Source organism: Pseudomonas borbori, assembly GCF_900115555.1.
GTDB classification, from domain to species: domain Bacteria; phylum Pseudomonadota; class Gammaproteobacteria; order Pseudomonadales; family Pseudomonadaceae; genus Aquipseudomonas; species Aquipseudomonas borbori.
In genome coordinates, this window is record NZ_FOWX01000012.1 from 109,850 (window position 1) to 123,973 (window position 14,124).

Annotated in this window: 15 protein-coding genes and 3 pseudogenes; 12 read left to right on the forward strand and 6 right to left on the reverse strand. The window is 65.7% G+C overall.

What is annotated here, in order from left to right:
* Positions 1-34: 34 nt before the first annotated feature.
* The 4 genes from BM315_RS11205 (at position 35) to BM315_RS11220 (ending at position 3,311) form a co-directional block, all read left to right on the forward strand.
* Entirely contained in the window at positions 35-1,402 is a 1,368-nt protein-coding gene (locus BM315_RS11205; RefSeq protein ID WP_090500979.1) for a glutamine synthetase family protein, read from the forward strand.
* A 72-nt stretch (positions 1,403-1,474) separates the two neighbouring features.
* Positions 1,475-2,233: an SDR family NAD(P)-dependent oxidoreductase gene (locus BM315_RS11210; protein WP_090500887.1), complete on the forward strand. Its 759-nt coding sequence runs from the start codon at positions 1,475-1,477 to the stop codon at positions 2,231-2,233.
* 100 nt (positions 2,234-2,333) lie between these two features.
* Complete coding sequence (locus BM315_RS11215) at positions 2,334-2,816, forward strand: acyl-CoA thioesterase (RefSeq protein WP_090500889.1); 483 nt, start codon at positions 2,334-2,336, stop codon at positions 2,814-2,816.
* A 90-nt stretch (positions 2,817-2,906) separates the two neighbouring features.
* Positions 2,907-3,311, forward strand: a complete 405-nt coding sequence (locus BM315_RS11220; protein WP_090500891.1) for a DUF3301 domain-containing protein — start codon at positions 2,907-2,909, stop codon at positions 3,309-3,311.
* Between the two features lie 140 nt (positions 3,312-3,451).
* Here BM315_RS11220 and blaOXA read toward each other — a convergent pair whose 3' ends face one another.
* Positions 3,452-4,234, reverse strand: coding sequence for a class D beta-lactamase (gene blaOXA / locus BM315_RS11225; protein ID WP_090500893.1), 783 nt, complete (start codon positions 4,232-4,234; stop codon positions 3,452-3,454).
* Positions 4,235-4,279: 45 nt separating this feature from the next.
* On the reverse strand, positions 4,280-5,158 hold the full coding sequence (locus BM315_RS11230; protein WP_090500895.1) for an alpha/beta fold hydrolase: 879 nt from the start codon (positions 5,156-5,158) through the stop codon (positions 4,280-4,282).
* Positions 5,159-5,510: 352 nt separating this feature from the next.
* Between BM315_RS11230 and BM315_RS11235 the strand changes: the two genes are divergently transcribed.
* On the forward strand, positions 5,511-6,368 hold the full coding sequence (locus BM315_RS11235) for an extracellular medium-chain-length polyhydroxyalkanoate depolymerase (RefSeq protein WP_244527290.1): 858 nt from the start codon (positions 5,511-5,513) through the stop codon (positions 6,366-6,368).
* A gap of 25 nt (positions 6,369-6,393) precedes the next feature.
* Here the strand turns inward: BM315_RS11235 and BM315_RS11240 are convergent, their stop codons facing one another.
* Positions 6,394-7,359, reverse strand: a complete 966-nt coding sequence (locus BM315_RS11240; protein ID WP_090500897.1) for a CobW family GTP-binding protein — start codon at positions 7,357-7,359, stop codon at positions 6,394-6,396.
* Positions 7,360-7,512: 153 nt separating this feature from the next.
* On the opposite strand from BM315_RS11240, the gene BM315_RS11245 reads away from it, so the two are divergent.
* Positions 7,513-7,866: an NADH:ubiquinone oxidoreductase gene (locus BM315_RS11245; protein ID WP_090500899.1), complete on the forward strand. Its 354-nt coding sequence runs from the start codon at positions 7,513-7,515 to the stop codon at positions 7,864-7,866.
* 22 nt (positions 7,867-7,888) lie between these two features.
* Here the strand turns inward: BM315_RS11245 and BM315_RS11250 are convergent.
* The 3 genes and pseudogenes from BM315_RS11250 to dksA all read right to left on the reverse strand — a co-directional run bounded on the left by BM315_RS11250 (position 7,889) and on the right by dksA (position 10,182).
* Positions 7,889-8,534 (reverse strand): annotated as a pseudogene (locus BM315_RS11250) (DUF1826 domain-containing protein).
* The gene (zigA, locus tag BM315_RS11255) at positions 8,534-9,742 is read right to left on the reverse strand and encodes a zinc metallochaperone GTPase ZigA (RefSeq protein WP_090500983.1); all 1,209 of its coding nucleotides are present in this window, start codon (positions 9,740-9,742) and stop codon (positions 8,534-8,536) included. The pseudogene BM315_RS11250 and the gene zigA overlap by 1 nt, the downstream one beginning before the upstream one ends.
* A gap of 14 nt (positions 9,743-9,756) precedes the next feature.
* Complete coding sequence (gene dksA, locus BM315_RS11260; protein WP_090500900.1) at positions 9,757-10,182, reverse strand: RNA polymerase-binding protein DksA; 426 nt, start codon at positions 10,180-10,182, stop codon at positions 9,757-9,759.
* 76 nt (positions 10,183-10,258) lie between these two features.
* Between dksA and folE2 the strand changes: the two genes are divergently transcribed.
* The 6 genes and pseudogenes from folE2 to BM315_RS11290 form a co-directional block, all read left to right on the forward strand.
* Positions 10,259-11,155, forward strand: a complete 897-nt coding sequence (gene folE2 / locus BM315_RS11265) for a GTP cyclohydrolase FolE2 (protein WP_090500902.1) — start codon at positions 10,259-10,261, stop codon at positions 11,153-11,155.
* Entirely contained in the window at positions 11,152-11,823 is a 672-nt protein-coding gene (locus BM315_RS11270; RefSeq protein WP_090500904.1) for a metal ABC transporter ATP-binding protein, read from the forward strand. The genes folE2 and BM315_RS11270 overlap by 4 nt, the downstream gene beginning before the upstream one ends.
* Positions 11,824-11,863: 40 nt before the next feature.
* Complete coding sequence (locus tag BM315_RS11275; RefSeq protein WP_090500985.1) at positions 11,864-12,679, forward strand: metal ABC transporter permease; 816 nt, start codon at positions 11,864-11,866, stop codon at positions 12,677-12,679.
* A gap of 10 nt (positions 12,680-12,689) precedes the next feature.
* The gene (locus BM315_RS11280; protein WP_090500906.1) at positions 12,690-13,562 is read left to right on the forward strand and encodes a metal ABC transporter substrate-binding protein; all 873 of its coding nucleotides are present in this window, start codon (positions 12,690-12,692) and stop codon (positions 13,560-13,562) included.
* Positions 13,559-13,690 (forward strand): annotated as a pseudogene (locus BM315_RS11285) (phosphoribosyl-AMP cyclohydrolase); the annotation flags it as partial. The gene BM315_RS11280 and the pseudogene BM315_RS11285, both read left to right, overlap by 4 nt.
* Positions 13,683-14,123, forward strand: a pseudogene (locus tag BM315_RS11290) (LbetaH domain-containing protein); the annotation flags it as partial. The pseudogenes BM315_RS11285 and BM315_RS11290, both read left to right, overlap by 8 nt.
* Position 14,124 lies beyond the last annotated feature (1 nt).

Below are 14,124 nucleotides of genomic sequence, written 5' to 3' on the forward strand. Positions count from 1 at the left end.
TTCGCGGCTAACCCATCCTACCCAGGACACCATCATGCAATTCGCCACTATTCAAGAAGCCCACGACTTCCTAGAACAACACCCGCAAGTACGCCTGATCGAACTGTTCCTGATCGACGCCAACGGTGTGCCGCGCGGCAAACTGTTGCACCGCGAGGAGCTGCTGGCCGTCTACCAGAACGGCCGGCCGCTGCCCAGTTCGATCCTGGCGCTGACCATCAACGGCGAAGACGTCGAAGAAACCGGTCTGGTCTGGGACGTTGCCGATACCGACTGCTGGACCTACCCACTGCCCGGCAGCCTGTGCCTGCAACCCTGGCGCAGCCAACCCACGGGCCAGCTGCAGGTGAGCATGCACCCGACCCAGGGCCTGCCGGCCAGCCCGGCCGACCCGCGCCACGTGCTGGTGCAGGTGATCGAACGGCTCAAGGCCGACGGCTATCATCCGGTGATGGCGGTGGAGTTGGAGTTCTACCTGCTCGACCAGCAACGCGATGCCAACGGTCGGCCGCAACCGGCGCGACAGATGAACGGGGAGCGTCCGCAGGCGCCGCAGGTCTATGGAGTGGCCGAACTGGAGCAGTTGCAGCCCTTCCTCGACGACCTCTACGCCGCCTGCGAAGCCCAGGGTCTGCCGGTGCGCACGGCGATTTCCGAGTTCGCCCCCGGCCAGCTGGAGCTGACCCTGGAGCACCGCTTCGACGCCCTGCAAGCGATCGACGAAGGCGTGCGCTACAAGCGTCTGGTCAAGGGCGTGGCAAACCAGCACGGCCTGCAAGCCTGTTTCATGGCCAAGCCGTTCGGCGATCAGTCCGGTAGCGGCATGCACCTGCATGTCAGCCTGGCTGACGCCCAGGGCAACAACCTCTATGCCAGCGAAGAGCCAACTGGCACGCCGCTACTGTGCCACTCCATTGGCGGTATGCTGGCCACCCTGCTGGATTCCCTGGCGATCTTCTGCCCCAACGCCAACTCCTTCCGCCGCTTCCAGGCCAACAGCTACGCGCCGCTGGCCAAGAACTGGGGGGTGAACAACCGCACCGTGTCGTTGCGCGTACCCGGCGGCCCGGCCAATAGCCGGCATATCGAGCACCGGATCTGCGGCGCCGATGCCAACCCCTATCTCGCCGCTGCGGCAGTGCTCGCCGGCATCCATCTGGGCATCCGCCAACAGATCGATCCGGGCGCGCCGATCGAAGGTAACGGTTATGCCCAGGCCACGGAATTCCTACCCACCGACTGGCTCAGTGCCCTGCGCGCGCTGGAACACTCGAGCTGGGCCCGCGAAGCATTGGGGGCAGAGTTCATCAAGGTGTTCCTGGCGATCAAACATGCTGAGTATCGTCAGTTCATGGGCGAAGTCGGCGAGCAGGATTGGCGCTGGTACCTCAGCCAAGCCTGAGTCACCATGCGCTGCGCAACCTACCAGGTTTACCTAAACTGGATTGACCACCGCCCCTGGAGGAACCGCCCCATGAGCACGCCCGTTATCCTGATTACCGGCGCCGCCGGCGGCCTCGGCCGCGCCATCGCCAAACGCTTCTCCCAGAGCCGCTGGCGGGTCACCGCCAGCGATGTCGACAAGGCCGGTCTGCATGCGCTCAATACCGTGGTACCGCTGGACTTCAGCGCCACCGCCGACCTGCGCAGCGCCAGCAACTGCCAGGAGCTGATCGCCGAGACCCTGGTCGCCACCGGCCGCCTGGATGCCGTGGTCAACGCCGCCGGGGTCTGGCGCGAGGGGCCGGTGGAGAGCTTCGGCGAGGAGGACTTCGACCTGGTCATGGGCGTCAACCTGAAGGCGGCCTTCTACATCAGCCAGGCGGCCATCCCCCACCTCAAAGAGAGCCGCGGCTGCATCGTCAATATCGCCAGCGACGCCGGCCGCCAGGCCTACCGCGGCTCGGCGGCCTACTGCGCGAGCAAGGCGGCGCTGGTGATGCTGAGCAAGACCCTGGCTCTGGAACTGGCCGGGCACGGCGTGCGGGTCAACGCAGTGTCGCCCGGCGACATCGCCACGCCGATGCTCGACTACCAGGCCGAACGCTACGGCAAGGGCAACCCGACCGGCTACAAGCGCGAGCTGCTGAGCCTCTACCCCCAGGGCCGCGAGGCACGCTTCCTGCGTCCCGAGGAGGTCGCCGAACTGGTCTGGTACCTGTACCAGCCGCAGGCCGAGGCGATCACCGGCGCCGACCTGGCGATCGACTTCGGCCTCTCGGCGGGCAAGTAGGCCATGACGCCACCGGCGTGACCCGTCCGACGGCGGCGTCGTTCTGATAGAGAAGGTGCATAATCCACCTCGCGCCGCCCCCCACTTGAAGAGCCCGCCCATGGAACCCGGAAACGCCCAACTGACGATGACCGTGTTGATGACCCCGGATATGGCCAATTTCTCCGGCAATGTCCACGGCGGCACCCTGCTCAAATACCTCGACGAGGTCGCCTACGCCTGTGCCAGCCGCTACGCCGGCTGCTACGTGGTGACCCTGTCGGTGGACCAGGTGACCTTCCGCGAGCCGGTGCACGTCGGCGAACTGGTGACCTTCCTCGCCTCGGTCAACTTCACCGGGCGCAGCTCCATGGAGATCGGTATCAAGGTGATCACCGAAAACATCCGCCAGCGCTCGGTACGGCATACCAACAGCTGCTTCTTCACCATGGTCGCGGTCGACGATCAGGGCAAGCCCATCGCGGTGCCGCCGCGTCAGCCGCAGACCTCCGAGGAACAGCGGCGCTTCACCCAGGGCCAGCAGCGCCGGGCGATTCGCCAGGAGCTGGAGCAGCGCTACCGCGATCTCAAACACGACGGTTGAGAGCAAGACAGCCCGCCGCCGGGCTGTCAGAATGCGCCAACGGATCGCCGCCAGACGCGGCGACCGGCCCGAGCCCGCCTGGAACCCACGATGCTGACCCTCGGTAATATTTTCGTTCTGATGCTGCTGGCCACCGCCGGCGCCTGGCTGTGGCACGCCCACGGCTTGCGCGAGCGCGCCCTGGCGCAGGTCAAACAGCACTGTGCGAAAGCCGATGTCGAATTGCTCGACGGCAACGTCGCCCTGCGCAAGATCACCCTCTCGACCGATGCCCGCGGACGCAAGCGCCTGGCACGGGTGTATGGCTTCGAGTTCACCGTCACCGGCGAACAACGGCATGTCGGCAGCATCGTCATGTTCGGCCCGCAGGTCGGGCGCATCGAACTGGCGCCCCATCCGTTCAGGACGCCACCGACTGAAAACCCTCAGGTCATCGAGCTGGAGCACTGGCGCGCCACTCATCACCAACCCGACAGGCGGCAGCCCGAGCCGTGACAGGCCGTTGAAAAACGTAGGCGAGGCAGGCAAGACAAGGCAAAAACAGGCGAGGAAGCGCAGTTTACGAGCTGTAAATGAGCATTCAGAGCCTGTTTTTAACGCAGTATTGCCAACGCAGGTAGTTTTTCAACAGCCTGTTAAAGCAGGCCCAGCGCCCGCAAACTGGCTTTGCCCAACTCGATACGCTTGCCGGCATCGCGCAAATCCGTCATGGGGATGTTCAGCGCGAAGCTGTACAGCTTGTCGTCCTGTTCCAGCCAGCCAACCCACCAGCCGATGTTCGAATCCTGGGCGGTGGCCCAGCCGGTCTTGCCGTACAGCGTCCAATTGGCGCCCTGCTCGAGCCGGCTGATTTCCCGGACCTGGGCCTGAATGGCCGGCGGCAATGGCAACTGATCCTGGGCCAGGCGCGCCAAAAACCGAGCCTGCTCCACGGCACTGATGGTCAGGGGCCCCTTCAGCCAGAACTGATCGACCTCAGTGCCGACCTGGCCATTGCCGTAACCCAGTGCCTCTACCTGCCTGCGCATGCGCTGCAGGCCGATGCGCCGCGCCAGCTCCTGGTAAACCGGCAGGTTGGAGACCTTGATCGCTTCGCGCAGGCCCATATCCCGCTCCCAGGACTTGAGAAAGCGGGGCTTGCCGTCGTAAGGGAACACCTCGTCGACACTGCTGACCGCGCCCGTGGCGAGGCCGATCAGGCTGTTGCCAATCTTGAAGGTGGAGGCCGGGATATAGCGGGTTTGCGCACGCAGGCGGTTGTGCCCGAGCAGTTGCCCGCTGCCGATCTCGTACAGCACAAAGGTGCCCGGCATGCCGGCACGCGCGAATTCAGCGGATACCGCAGGGCTGTCCCGCCAGTCGAGGGCCAGGGCCTGACTGCTCAGCAACAGCAAGACCAGGCAGAGAATCCGCTGCATAGCGACTCCTTGACCAGGGAAATAGGCGGAGTTTTTCACCAGCTTTCAGCCGCACTGCAGGAGGAAGTTGCTGACCCGCTCGGCCGTATCTCGCGGCTGTTCCTGCATGAAGCAGTGCCCGCCCTCCACCACCTGGGCGTGAATATGCGGATTGCCGGCACACCAGCGCGCCACCGACTTGGCGACGAAGGGGTAGCTGTGCTGGCCGTAGAGCACCTGGGTCGGCGTCGTCACCTTGGCCAGCGACGGCCACAAGCGCCTGGGATAGGAGCCGAAGATCTCCGCCTCGCGGCTCGGCCGGCACTTCAACTCGACGCCCGCCTCGGTGTCCTTCAAGGCATGATTGATATAGGCGTCGAACGCGTCCTCACTCCAGCCGCGGAACATCCCGCGGCCATGCAGCGCGGCATGCGCCGCCACGCGATCCGGCCACTCGCGGCGACGCTTGCGCGCCTTGCTCGCCAGGGTATTGCGCTGACTCAGACCGACCACGTCGGACAGCGCCATCACGCCGATCATCGCCGGAGTGAACAGCACCGGATCGAGCAGCGCCGCACGCTTGAACAGCTGCGGCTGCCGAGCCAGCATCAGGCTGCTCAAGACCCCGCCGAAACTGTGGCCGACGGCAAACAACGGCACCTCGGCAAAGTGCTTGCGACCCACGGCGAACGCCTCCAGGGCCAGCTCGGCGCTGCGGTTCCAGCCATGAAAACGGCCGCCATGATCGCTGTCGCCATGGCCCTGGACATCGCACAGCCAGAGGTCGAAATCCTCGGCCAGCCGTTGCAGCAAGGGCGTATAGACCCGCCCGCAATAACCGTTGCCATGGAGGAAATGCAGCAGCGGCTTGCCCGAAGGCGGCGAATGCCAGCCGCGCAAGGTGAACCCGGCGGAACAGGCGTGGGACCAGGATTCGAGGTACATGCGGCGGCTCACTGTCGGCTGGCCGGCCAGTTTACTGCCAGGAGCGACCCGGTGCCGAGCGCCGCACACACAAAAAAGAGGGCACCCCGAGACGCCCCCAACGCTCAACTCCTGAATAAACCACAACTCTCGGATAAAACGCTCGAGCAAGGCGTTCAAGCGCTCGGGTTGATCCAGCGGCGTGGCATGCCCAGAATCGGCCACCACAGCCAGCTCGGCATGGCGGGGCGGGGCGAGCGGCGCTTGACGGAATCGGAATCCGGGTTTCACTTCAGTGCGTCCCGCCTGGGCAACTCCCTCCAGGTTCAGGAAGACGAAACGGAAAAAACCAACAACAAGACGGAGCACTGCCATGACTACTGTCACCCCGAGTGTCCGCTGGCTGGGCTTGCTCGCCCTGCTGGCCTGCCTGTTCGCGAGCCCGAGTTGGGCCGACTCGCCCTGCAGCGAGCGCAAGAAGACCTGGTTCCTGCCCGGCAAGATCAGCTGCAGTCATCAGTCAACCTGGATTGCCTCAGGCGCGCTGAGCAGCCGCCAGGTGATCTATCAGACGCCGGCCGGTACTCCACCCGCAGGCGGTTGGCCGGTGGCCATCCTCTATCAGGGCTCGTTCTTCGCGCTGGACGATTTCGTCTATTACAGCAACGAGTGGCTGGGTAAGTTGTACAACGAGGGCAAGACGATCAAGACCCTGCTCGACCACGGCTACGCGGTAATCGCCCCGAGCGCCCCGGCCGACCTGTTCTGGCAGACCAATATCCCCGGCCTGTCGGGGGAGCTGTACCCAACCAGCACGGACTTCACCTTTCTGAGCAACCTGTTCCAGGCCATCGACAACGGCCATTTCGGCCCGCTCAACGGCCAGCGCAAGTACGCCACCGGGATTTCCAGCGGCGGCTACAACAGCAGCCGCATGGCGGTGTCCTTCCCCGGCCAGTTCAAGGCCCTGGTGGTGCATTCCGGCTCCTACGCCAGCTGCAGCGGGCCGCTCTGCTCGGTGCCGGACAACCTGCCGGCCGATCACCCGCCGACCTACTTCATCCATGGCTTCGTCGACACGGTAGTGCCCTGGTGGAGCATGGATATGTACTACGACCGCCTGCTCCAGCAGGGCATCGCCACCGGCCGCTACACCGAGCCCCTGGGCAACCACGAATGGTTCGACGCCTCGCCGGGCAAGGTGCTCGCCTGGTTCAACGCCCATCCCTGAGCAAGCGGATCGGCAAGGCTGGCTGCTAGATCCGGCAGGCGGCCATGCCCTGCCGCAGCGACTCGACCACCTGGGGCTGATCGAAGATCAGTTCCAGCCGCGAGTCCTTGCGCCACTCGCTGTTCTGCCAGTGCAAAGGCTGGCCATCCAGGGCATTGGCCGCGAGCCAGCCGGCGTTGGTCTGCAGCACCAGCTTGGCGCGGCGCCAGGGCAAGCCGGCGAGCCACTGCTGCACCCGCATCAGTTCGAAACACTGGCTCGGGTGCCAGCGCCAGCCGATGCTCCAGCCTTCGGGCTGGGCCTGAATCTGGCAGATCGGCTCGGCAGGCGTGCGCCAGATCTGCGGCAGGGCTGCGGCGGCGCTGCTGGGCAGATCGTCCAGATCGGGCCCCGCCTCGGCACGGGCGGCAAAACCGGGCAGCTGCGCCAGCGTCAGTGCGCCCTGGCTGGTCCACAATAACGGACGCGTCGGCAGTTGCGCCTGAATCCGCGCCTTCGCCCCATCGTCCAGCGTCTCGGCCTTGTTCAGCAGCAGCAAGCCGGCGCTGCCCAGGGTGGCCTGCAGGCTGTCGGGCAAGCCTGCGCCGAGGGCCAGGGCCGCGGCATCCAGCACCAGCACCGGGTCCTGTACGGCCAGCACGCCGGCCCAGGGCGGCTCGCCCAGTTGCGCCAATAGTTGCAGCGGATGGCCCAGGCCGGACGGTTCGATCAGCAGGCGATCCGGCCTGGCCTTGCGCAGCAGCCGGCTCAAGCCGACCTGAAAGGGCACGCCATTGACGCAGCACAGACAACCGCCGGCCACCTCGCCCATGGCCACGCCGTCGGCGTCGCTGGTCAGCAGGGCGGCGTCCAGGCCGATCTGGCCGAACTCGTTGATCAGCACCGCCCAGCGTTCGTCGGCCGGGCGCTGGGCCAGCAGGTGGCGGATCAGGCTGGTCTTGCCGGCGCCCAAGGGGCCGGCGATCAGGTGGGTGGGGATATTCTTCAGCATGGGCCTATGGTGCAGGTTTGCCTGCCGGGAGAGAACCCCGAGCAGGGCGCAGACTGAATAAAAGCCGCATGCTAGAGTCGGCAGACTGTTTTATTGGCCATGTAACCGCTCCTACAGAATCCGGCCATTGCCTGTTTATCGAGGTGTTTAACGATGCGTGTGGTTCTGCTGCTTGGCTTGTACCTGTTATCCGGCCTGGCCTGGGGCGAGGCCTGCGTGGTGCATAGCCAGGCCGAGCGCCTGGACGTCAAGGTCTGCCAGCAGAACCGCAGCATCCCGCCCAACCTGTTTCGCAGCGGCTTCTGCCAGCCGCAACTGCAGGGCCAGAAGGTCGAAGTCGCCTTCGTCGAGCAATGCCCGCTCGGCGCCTACGGCGTCTGTCGCAACGCCCGGGTCGGCGGCACGCCCTATCAGCAGGACATTCACTACTATGGCGTGGCCAGCGACGCCGCCTACCTCAAGCCGTTCTGCGAACGGCAGAGTAGAGGCGTGTGGATGGCGCGCTGACAACTCGGCTGCCCCCTCGCCATCACGCCAACCAATCCAGGGTCAGCAACAGGCGTCGCGCGCCTGGTGGCGGTTGCGGCGAGCGGTGAATCAGCCCGCCACCCTCGTTACCGATCCATTTCTCGCCCTTGGCCAGCAGCACATGGCCGGCCGCGACGCGTTCGATCCGGGCCTCATCCGCGGGCTCTGCTGCCGGGTCGCCGAGGCGCTGACGCGCCATCACGCCCTCGCGCAGCCACTGGCTGCCGACCCCGGCATAGCTGCTGATCAGGCGTAGCGGCACATGGTCGACGTGAAAGCGCGGGCACATGGCCTTGTCCAGCACGCGCAGGCGCAGGCCGATGCGCCTGGCGTCGAGCAGGCAGGCGAAGGCACTGACCAGCCAGGCCACATCGGCGACAAAGGCCGCGTGGCCGGGCAACCCGCCATAGCCCTGGAGCAGGTCGCCAAGATCCACCGGGCTCTCCGCGTGCGCCAACTCCAGCACCCTGGACTCGGCCAGCGGTTCCCCCCCGGGCCAGTAACTGCTCGGCGAACGCATCGATCGCTGGCGGCAACTGGCGTTGCCAGAGGGCCAGATTGACCTCATCACGCAACACCTCGCCGAGCACCTCGATCTGCCCACCAACGACCTGCTGCAACGGCTGCCGCATTATTGGCGCAAGCATCAGGCCGCCTCCTCCTCGACCCAAGGGCCGAAGGGATCGGGCAGCGCCCGCCAGGCATCCACGCCCAGGGCCATTTCCGCATCATCCAACAGGCAGGCATCCAGCTCGGCGCTCAGCTTGGCGAAGTCGATGTTCTGGCCGATGAACACCAGCTCCTGGCGGCAGTCGCCGACCTCGGCGCTCCAGTGCTGCATGATCGCCTGCAGGTCTTCGTCATCGCTCGGCCACTGGCTTTTCGGCACGAAACGCCACCAGCGCCCGGCGAAACCATGGCGCATCAGGCCACCGGCCTGGGACCAGCTGCCGGCTTCCTGGTACTTGCTGGCCAGCCAGAAGAAGCCCTTGGAGCGCAGCAGGCGGCCATTGCTCCATTCGCGGTTGATGAAATTGAAGAAACGCTCGGGATGCAACGGCCGCCGTGCCCGGTAGGCGCTGGAGGCGATGCCGTACTCCTCGGTCTCGGGGATGTGCTCGCCGCGCAGCTCCTTGAGCCAGCCCGGCGCCTGGGCCGCACGCTCGAAGTCGAAGCGCCCGGTATCGAGGATCTTGGCCAGCGGCACCGCGCCCATGGCCATCGGCAGAATCTCGGCGTGGGTGTTGAGGCCGCGGAGGATGGCGATCAGCTCCTCGCGCTCATGGCTGCCGATCAGGTCGATCTTGCTCACCAGCAGCACATCGGCGAACTCCACCTGCTCGATCAGCAGGTCGGTGATGCTGCGCTCGTCCTCTTCGCCGAGGGTTTCGCCACGGCTGGCCAGACTCTCGGCCTCGTGGAAATCCCTGAGGAAGTTGACCCCGTCGACCACCGTGACCAGGGTGTCCAGGCGGGCCAGATCGGCCAGGCTCTGCCCCTGCTCATCGCGAAAGGTGAAGGTTTCCGCCACCGGCAGCGGCTCGGAGATGCCGGTGGATTCGATCAGCAGGTAGTCGAAGCGGCCATCGCGGGCCAGGCGACCGACCTCTTCCAGCAGGTCTTCGCGCAGGGTGCAGCAGATGCAGCCGTTGCTCATCTCGATGAGTTTTTCTTCGGCGCGGTTGAGGCTGACATCGCGCTGAACCTCGCCGCCATCGATATTGATCTCGCTCATATCGTTGACGATTACCGCGACCTTGAGGCCCTCGCGGTTCTTCAAAATGTAATTGAGCAGGGTGCTCTTGCCGGCACCGAGAAAGCCGGACAGCACGGTTACGGGAAGTCGTTCAGTCATTGCGTTGATCTCCATCATTGTTCAGCGTGGCGCAGATGCTTTTCGCGTTGTTCCTGGCGTTCCTTGGCTTCGACGCACAGGCTGGCGGTTGGCCGCAGCAGCAGGCGCTTGAGGCCGATGGCCTCGCCGGTTTCCCGGCACCAGCCGTATTCGCCGCGGGCCAGGCGATCCAGGGCCTCGTCGATCTTGTCGAGCAGCTTCTTTTCCCGCTCCAGCTGGCGCAGTTGCCACTGCCGCTGTTCTTCGGCGCTGCCGATATCGGCCGGGTCGCTGCTGGTTTCGCGCTCGCGCAGGGTCTCGAACTCCTCGGCGATGCGCGCCTGCAGGTCACTGCGCTGGCCCAGCAGCAGCTCGCGGAAAAATCGCTGCTGGGCATCGTTCATATAGTCATCGGCCGGCTGGGCAAGCAGCTCGGCTTGGGTAAGCAAGGTCAAGGTCATGATTCAAATTCACTGGAGTGGCGCTTTAATTGTTATAACATAACATTTATCGCCTCAGTCACCCCCTGGATTTCTGATGAACGCCCTGACTTTGCCGGATATCGCCGCCCAAGCGACTCTCTACCAACAAACCCTGGACTGGGTCGGCATGGGCGAAATCGCCCTGCCGCTGCTGTTTGCCGGGCAACGGATCAACGCCCGCGCCGATGCCGGGGTCAGCCTGGATGACGGCGGCGCGCGCGGCATCCATATGTCGCGCCTGTACCTGGCCCTGCAGGTCCTGGAGACCGACAACCTCAGTCCGCCGCTGTTGCGCCAACTGCTGGGCGAGTTTCTCGACAGCCATAAAGGCCTGTCGCGACAGGCCCATATCAGCCTGCGCGGTGAGGCCTTGCTCAGCCGACCGGCTCTGGTCAGCCCGCTATCGGGCTGGAAGGCCTACCCCTTCGAAGTGCGTGCACGCCAGGATTCATGGGGGTTCCACGTGGAACTGCAGGCTCAGCTCGACTATTCCTCGACCTGCCCCTGCTCCGCCGCCCTGGCCCGTCAGCTGATCCAGCAGCGCTTTATCGAGGACTTCGCCGACCAGTCCCTCGAGCATCAGCAACTGCTGACCTGGCTCGGCTCGACCCAGGGTATTCTGGCCACGCCGCATAGCCAGCGCAGCACCGCCACCCTGCAGGTGCGCCTGAGCCCGCAGGCCGATGAACTGCCCTTGATCGAGCTGATCGACCGCGCCGAGCAGGCCCTCGGCACTGCGGTGCAGACCGCGGTCAAGCGCGCCGACGAGCAGGCCTTCGCCCTGGCCAACGGGCAGAACCTGATGTTCTGCGAAGACGCCGCGCGGCGCCTGCACAGCGCCCTGTTGCTGCAGCCCGGGCTGAGCGCCTTCCACCTGCGCGTGGTCCATGCGGAAAGCCTGCACGCCCACGATGCCGTGGCCACCAGCAGCTGGAACTGGAGCCCGGCATGATCCGCTGCCAGCACCTGCAATGGGGGCCGAGCGGCCAGCCGCTGACCCCGCCGCTGGATCTGCAACTGCCCAGCGGCAGCCTGACCGGGCTGATCGGCAGCAACGGTTGCGGCAAGAGCAGCCTGCTCAAGGTGATCGCCGGGCTGCAACAACCGCTACGCGGACGCCTCGAACTGGGCGTGCCGCGCCTCGGCGGCGTGGCCTATCTGGTGCAGCAGCAGGCCCTAGACCGGCAATTCCCGATCAGCCTGCAGAGCCTGGTCAGCGCCGGCTTCTGGCGCAGCCCACTGAACCGCCGCGAACGCCAGGCGCGCCTGTGCCAGGTACTGGACGATTGGGGCCTGTACGGTTTGCAGCGACAGTCGCTGCAGGCGCTCTCCGGCGGCGAACTGCAGCGCGCGCTGCTGGCCCGCCTGAGCCTGACCGAGGCCCGGGTGTTGCTGCTGGATGAGCCCGAAGCCGCCCTGGACGATCACGGCCAGGCCCTGCTCTGGCAGCATATCCAGCGCTGGCAAGCGGAGGGCCGCACCCAGCTGCTGGTCAGCCATGACCTCGCCAGCCTCGGCCGGCGCCTGGACCACCCCCTGCAAGTGTCGCGCAGCGGTTGCCGCTTCGCGCCGATCCGCCAGCTGATCGGCCAGCGCCCGCCCTTGGAACAGGTGGCCTAGGGTGGAACTGCTGTGGACACCCTTCGTCGAATTCGCCTTCATGCGCCGCGCCTTGCTCGGCGGCGTGGTGCTGGCGCTGAGCGCCGCGCCGCTGGGGGTATTTCTGATCCTGCGCCGCCTGAGCCTGATCGGCGATGCCATCGCCCACGGCATCCTGCCCGGAGCCGCCATCGGCTTCTGGCTGTTCGGGTTGAGCCTGCCGGCGCTGACCCTCGGCGGCCTGGTCGCCGGCCTGGGCATGGCCGGTCTGGCCGCCTGGATCACCCGCCACACCGGCCTGCGCGAGGATGCCAGCCTGGCGGCGATCTACCCGATTTCCCTGGCCAGCGGCGTACTGTTGCTGGGCCTGGCCGGTCGCAAACTCGATCTGCTGCACCTGCTGTTCGGCTCGGTGCTGGCCGTCGATCCGCACACGCTCAACGGCATGCTGCTGGTCTCGCTCGGCAGCCTGTTGGCCCTGGCGCTGATTTACCGTTGGTTGCTGCTCGACAGCCTCGACCCGCTGTTTCTCGCCAGCGTCAGCCGCTTCGGGCCGCTGGCCTACGGGCTGTTCCTGACCCTGGTGGTGCTCAACCTGGTGATCGGCTTCCAGGCCATAGGCGCACTGATGGTGGTCGGCCTGATGATGCTGCCGGCCGCCGCCGCGCGCTTCTGGAGCTGCCAGCTACCCAGCCTGCTGCTGCTCGCCGCACTGACCGGCGCGACCTGCGTCTGGCTCGGCCTGTTGCTGTCCTACTACGCCAACCTGCCCAGCGGGCCCTGCATCGTGTTGCTGGCCGGCCTGGCCTATGCCCTTTCCGTGCTGTTCGGCCCGCTCAACGGCCTGCTGCGCGCCCAACCCTTACATTCACCCTGAGGAAACACTCATGCGCACTTTGGTCGCCCTGTTCACCCTGCTCGCCTCGTTATCGCTGTCAGCGGCGGAAAAGCTCCAGGTCATTACCAGTTTCAGTATTTTGGCCGACATTACTCTGCAAATCGGCGGTGATCGCATAGAACTACGCAACCTGGTTGGCGCCGACGCCGACGCTCATGTCTATGCACCGAGCCCAGAGGACGCCAAGGCCGTGCAGGGCGCCGACCTGATCATCGCCAATGGCCTGGGCTTCGAGCCCTGGCTGGATCGGCTGATCGCCAGCAGCGAGGCCGCCGGCACGCGCATCGACGCCAGCGCCGGGGTGCTGCCGCTGATGCTCGATGAATACGGTCACCAGGTTGCCGACCCGCATGCCTGGCAGAACCTGGCCAATGCCGAGATCTATGTGCAGAACATCGCCAAGGCCCTGAGCAAAGCTAACCCGGCCCACGCCGCCTACTACGGAGAACGACGCGACGCCTACCTGACGCAAATCCGCGCCCTGCTCGGCGAAGCCAAGGCAGGCCTGGGTCAACTGCCGCAGGCCCAACGCAGCATCATCACCAGTCACGACGCCTTCGCTTATCTGGGCCAGGCCTATGGCCTGAATTTCATCGCGCCCCAGGGGCTGTCCACCGAAGACGAGCCCTCGGCAGCCGAAGTGGCCGCCTTGATCCGACAGATCCGCGCCGACGGCGTGCGTGCGGTGTTCGTCGAAAATATCCGCGACCCGCGGCTGATCCAGCAGATCGCCGCGGAAGGCGGCGCCAAGGTCGGCGGCACCCTCTACTCCGATGCCCTGGCCAGCGCAGGCCCGGCCAGCAGCTACCTGGGCATGTTCAAGCACAACCTCGACACCCTGCTGGCGGCGCTCAAACCATGAACCTGTGGCTGCAACTGGAGCACGCCGGACTGGGCGACAGTCGCCCGCTGAGCGAGGCGCTGGATGCCGTGCCCTGGAATGCCGACGGCCTGATCGCCGCCATCGCCCAGCAGCACGACAGCGGCGATCCGCGCCGACGAGGTCGACGAAACCGGTGATATGCAGCCCATCGTCATCGGCGCCAACTCCAATATCCAGGACGGCGTGGTGATCCACTCCAAATCCGGCGCGGCAGTCACCATCGGTGAACACAGCTCCATCGCCCACCGTTCGATCATCCACGGCCCCTGTGCAGTGGGTGACCGGGTGTTTATCGGCTTCAACAGCGTGCTGTTCAACTGCACGGTGGGCGACGGCTGCGTGGTGCGGCACAACGCGGTGGTCGACGGCTGCGACCTGCCGGCGGGCTTTCATGTCACCTCGACCCAGCGCATCGGCCCGCGCACCGACTTGAGCCAACTGCCCAAGGTCAGCGTCTCGGCCGCCAAATTTTCCGAGGACGTGGCACGTACCAATATCGATCTGGTGCGCGGTTACAAAGCCCTGCAGAACGAGTTCTGAA

Excerpts from the sequence above, each read along its gene's own strand:
- BM315_RS11205 (WP_090500979.1), top strand. The coding sequence starts at position 35 with ATGCAATTCGCCACTATTCAAGAAGCCCACGACTTCCTAGAACAACAC.
- BM315_RS11210 (WP_090500887.1), top strand. The coding sequence starts at position 1,475 with ATGAGCACGCCCGTTATCCTGATTACCGGCGCCGCCGGCGGCCTCGGC.
- BM315_RS11215 (WP_090500889.1), top strand. The coding sequence starts at position 2,334 with ATGGAACCCGGAAACGCCCAACTGACGATGACCGTGTTGATGACCCCG.
- BM315_RS11220 (WP_090500891.1), top strand. The coding sequence starts at position 2,907 with ATGCTGACCCTCGGTAATATTTTCGTTCTGATGCTGCTGGCCACCGCC.
- blaOXA (WP_090500893.1), bottom strand. The coding sequence starts at position 4,234 with ATGCAGCGGATTCTCTGCCTGGTCTTGCTGTTGCTGAGCAGTCAGGCC.
- BM315_RS11230 (WP_090500895.1), bottom strand. The coding sequence starts at position 5,158 with ATGTACCTCGAATCCTGGTCCCACGCCTGTTCCGCCGGGTTCACCTTG.
- BM315_RS11235 (WP_244527290.1), top strand. The coding sequence starts at position 5,511 with ATGACTACTGTCACCCCGAGTGTCCGCTGGCTGGGCTTGCTCGCCCTG.
- BM315_RS11240 (WP_090500897.1), bottom strand. The coding sequence starts at position 7,359 with ATGCTGAAGAATATCCCCACCCACCTGATCGCCGGCCCCTTGGGCGCC.
- BM315_RS11245 (WP_090500899.1), top strand. The coding sequence starts at position 7,513 with ATGCGTGTGGTTCTGCTGCTTGGCTTGTACCTGTTATCCGGCCTGGCC.
- zigA (WP_090500983.1), bottom strand. The coding sequence starts at position 9,742 with ATGACTGAACGACTTCCCGTAACCGTGCTGTCCGGCTTTCTCGGTGCC.
- dksA (WP_090500900.1), bottom strand. The coding sequence starts at position 10,182 with ATGACCTTGACCTTGCTTACCCAAGCCGAGCTGCTTGCCCAGCCGGCC.
- folE2 (WP_090500902.1), top strand. The coding sequence starts at position 10,259 with ATGAACGCCCTGACTTTGCCGGATATCGCCGCCCAAGCGACTCTCTAC.
- BM315_RS11270 (WP_090500904.1), top strand. The coding sequence starts at position 11,152 with ATGATCCGCTGCCAGCACCTGCAATGGGGGCCGAGCGGCCAGCCGCTG.
- BM315_RS11275 (WP_090500985.1), top strand. The coding sequence starts at position 11,864 with ATGCGCCGCGCCTTGCTCGGCGGCGTGGTGCTGGCGCTGAGCGCCGCG.
- BM315_RS11280 (WP_090500906.1), top strand. The coding sequence starts at position 12,690 with ATGCGCACTTTGGTCGCCCTGTTCACCCTGCTCGCCTCGTTATCGCTG.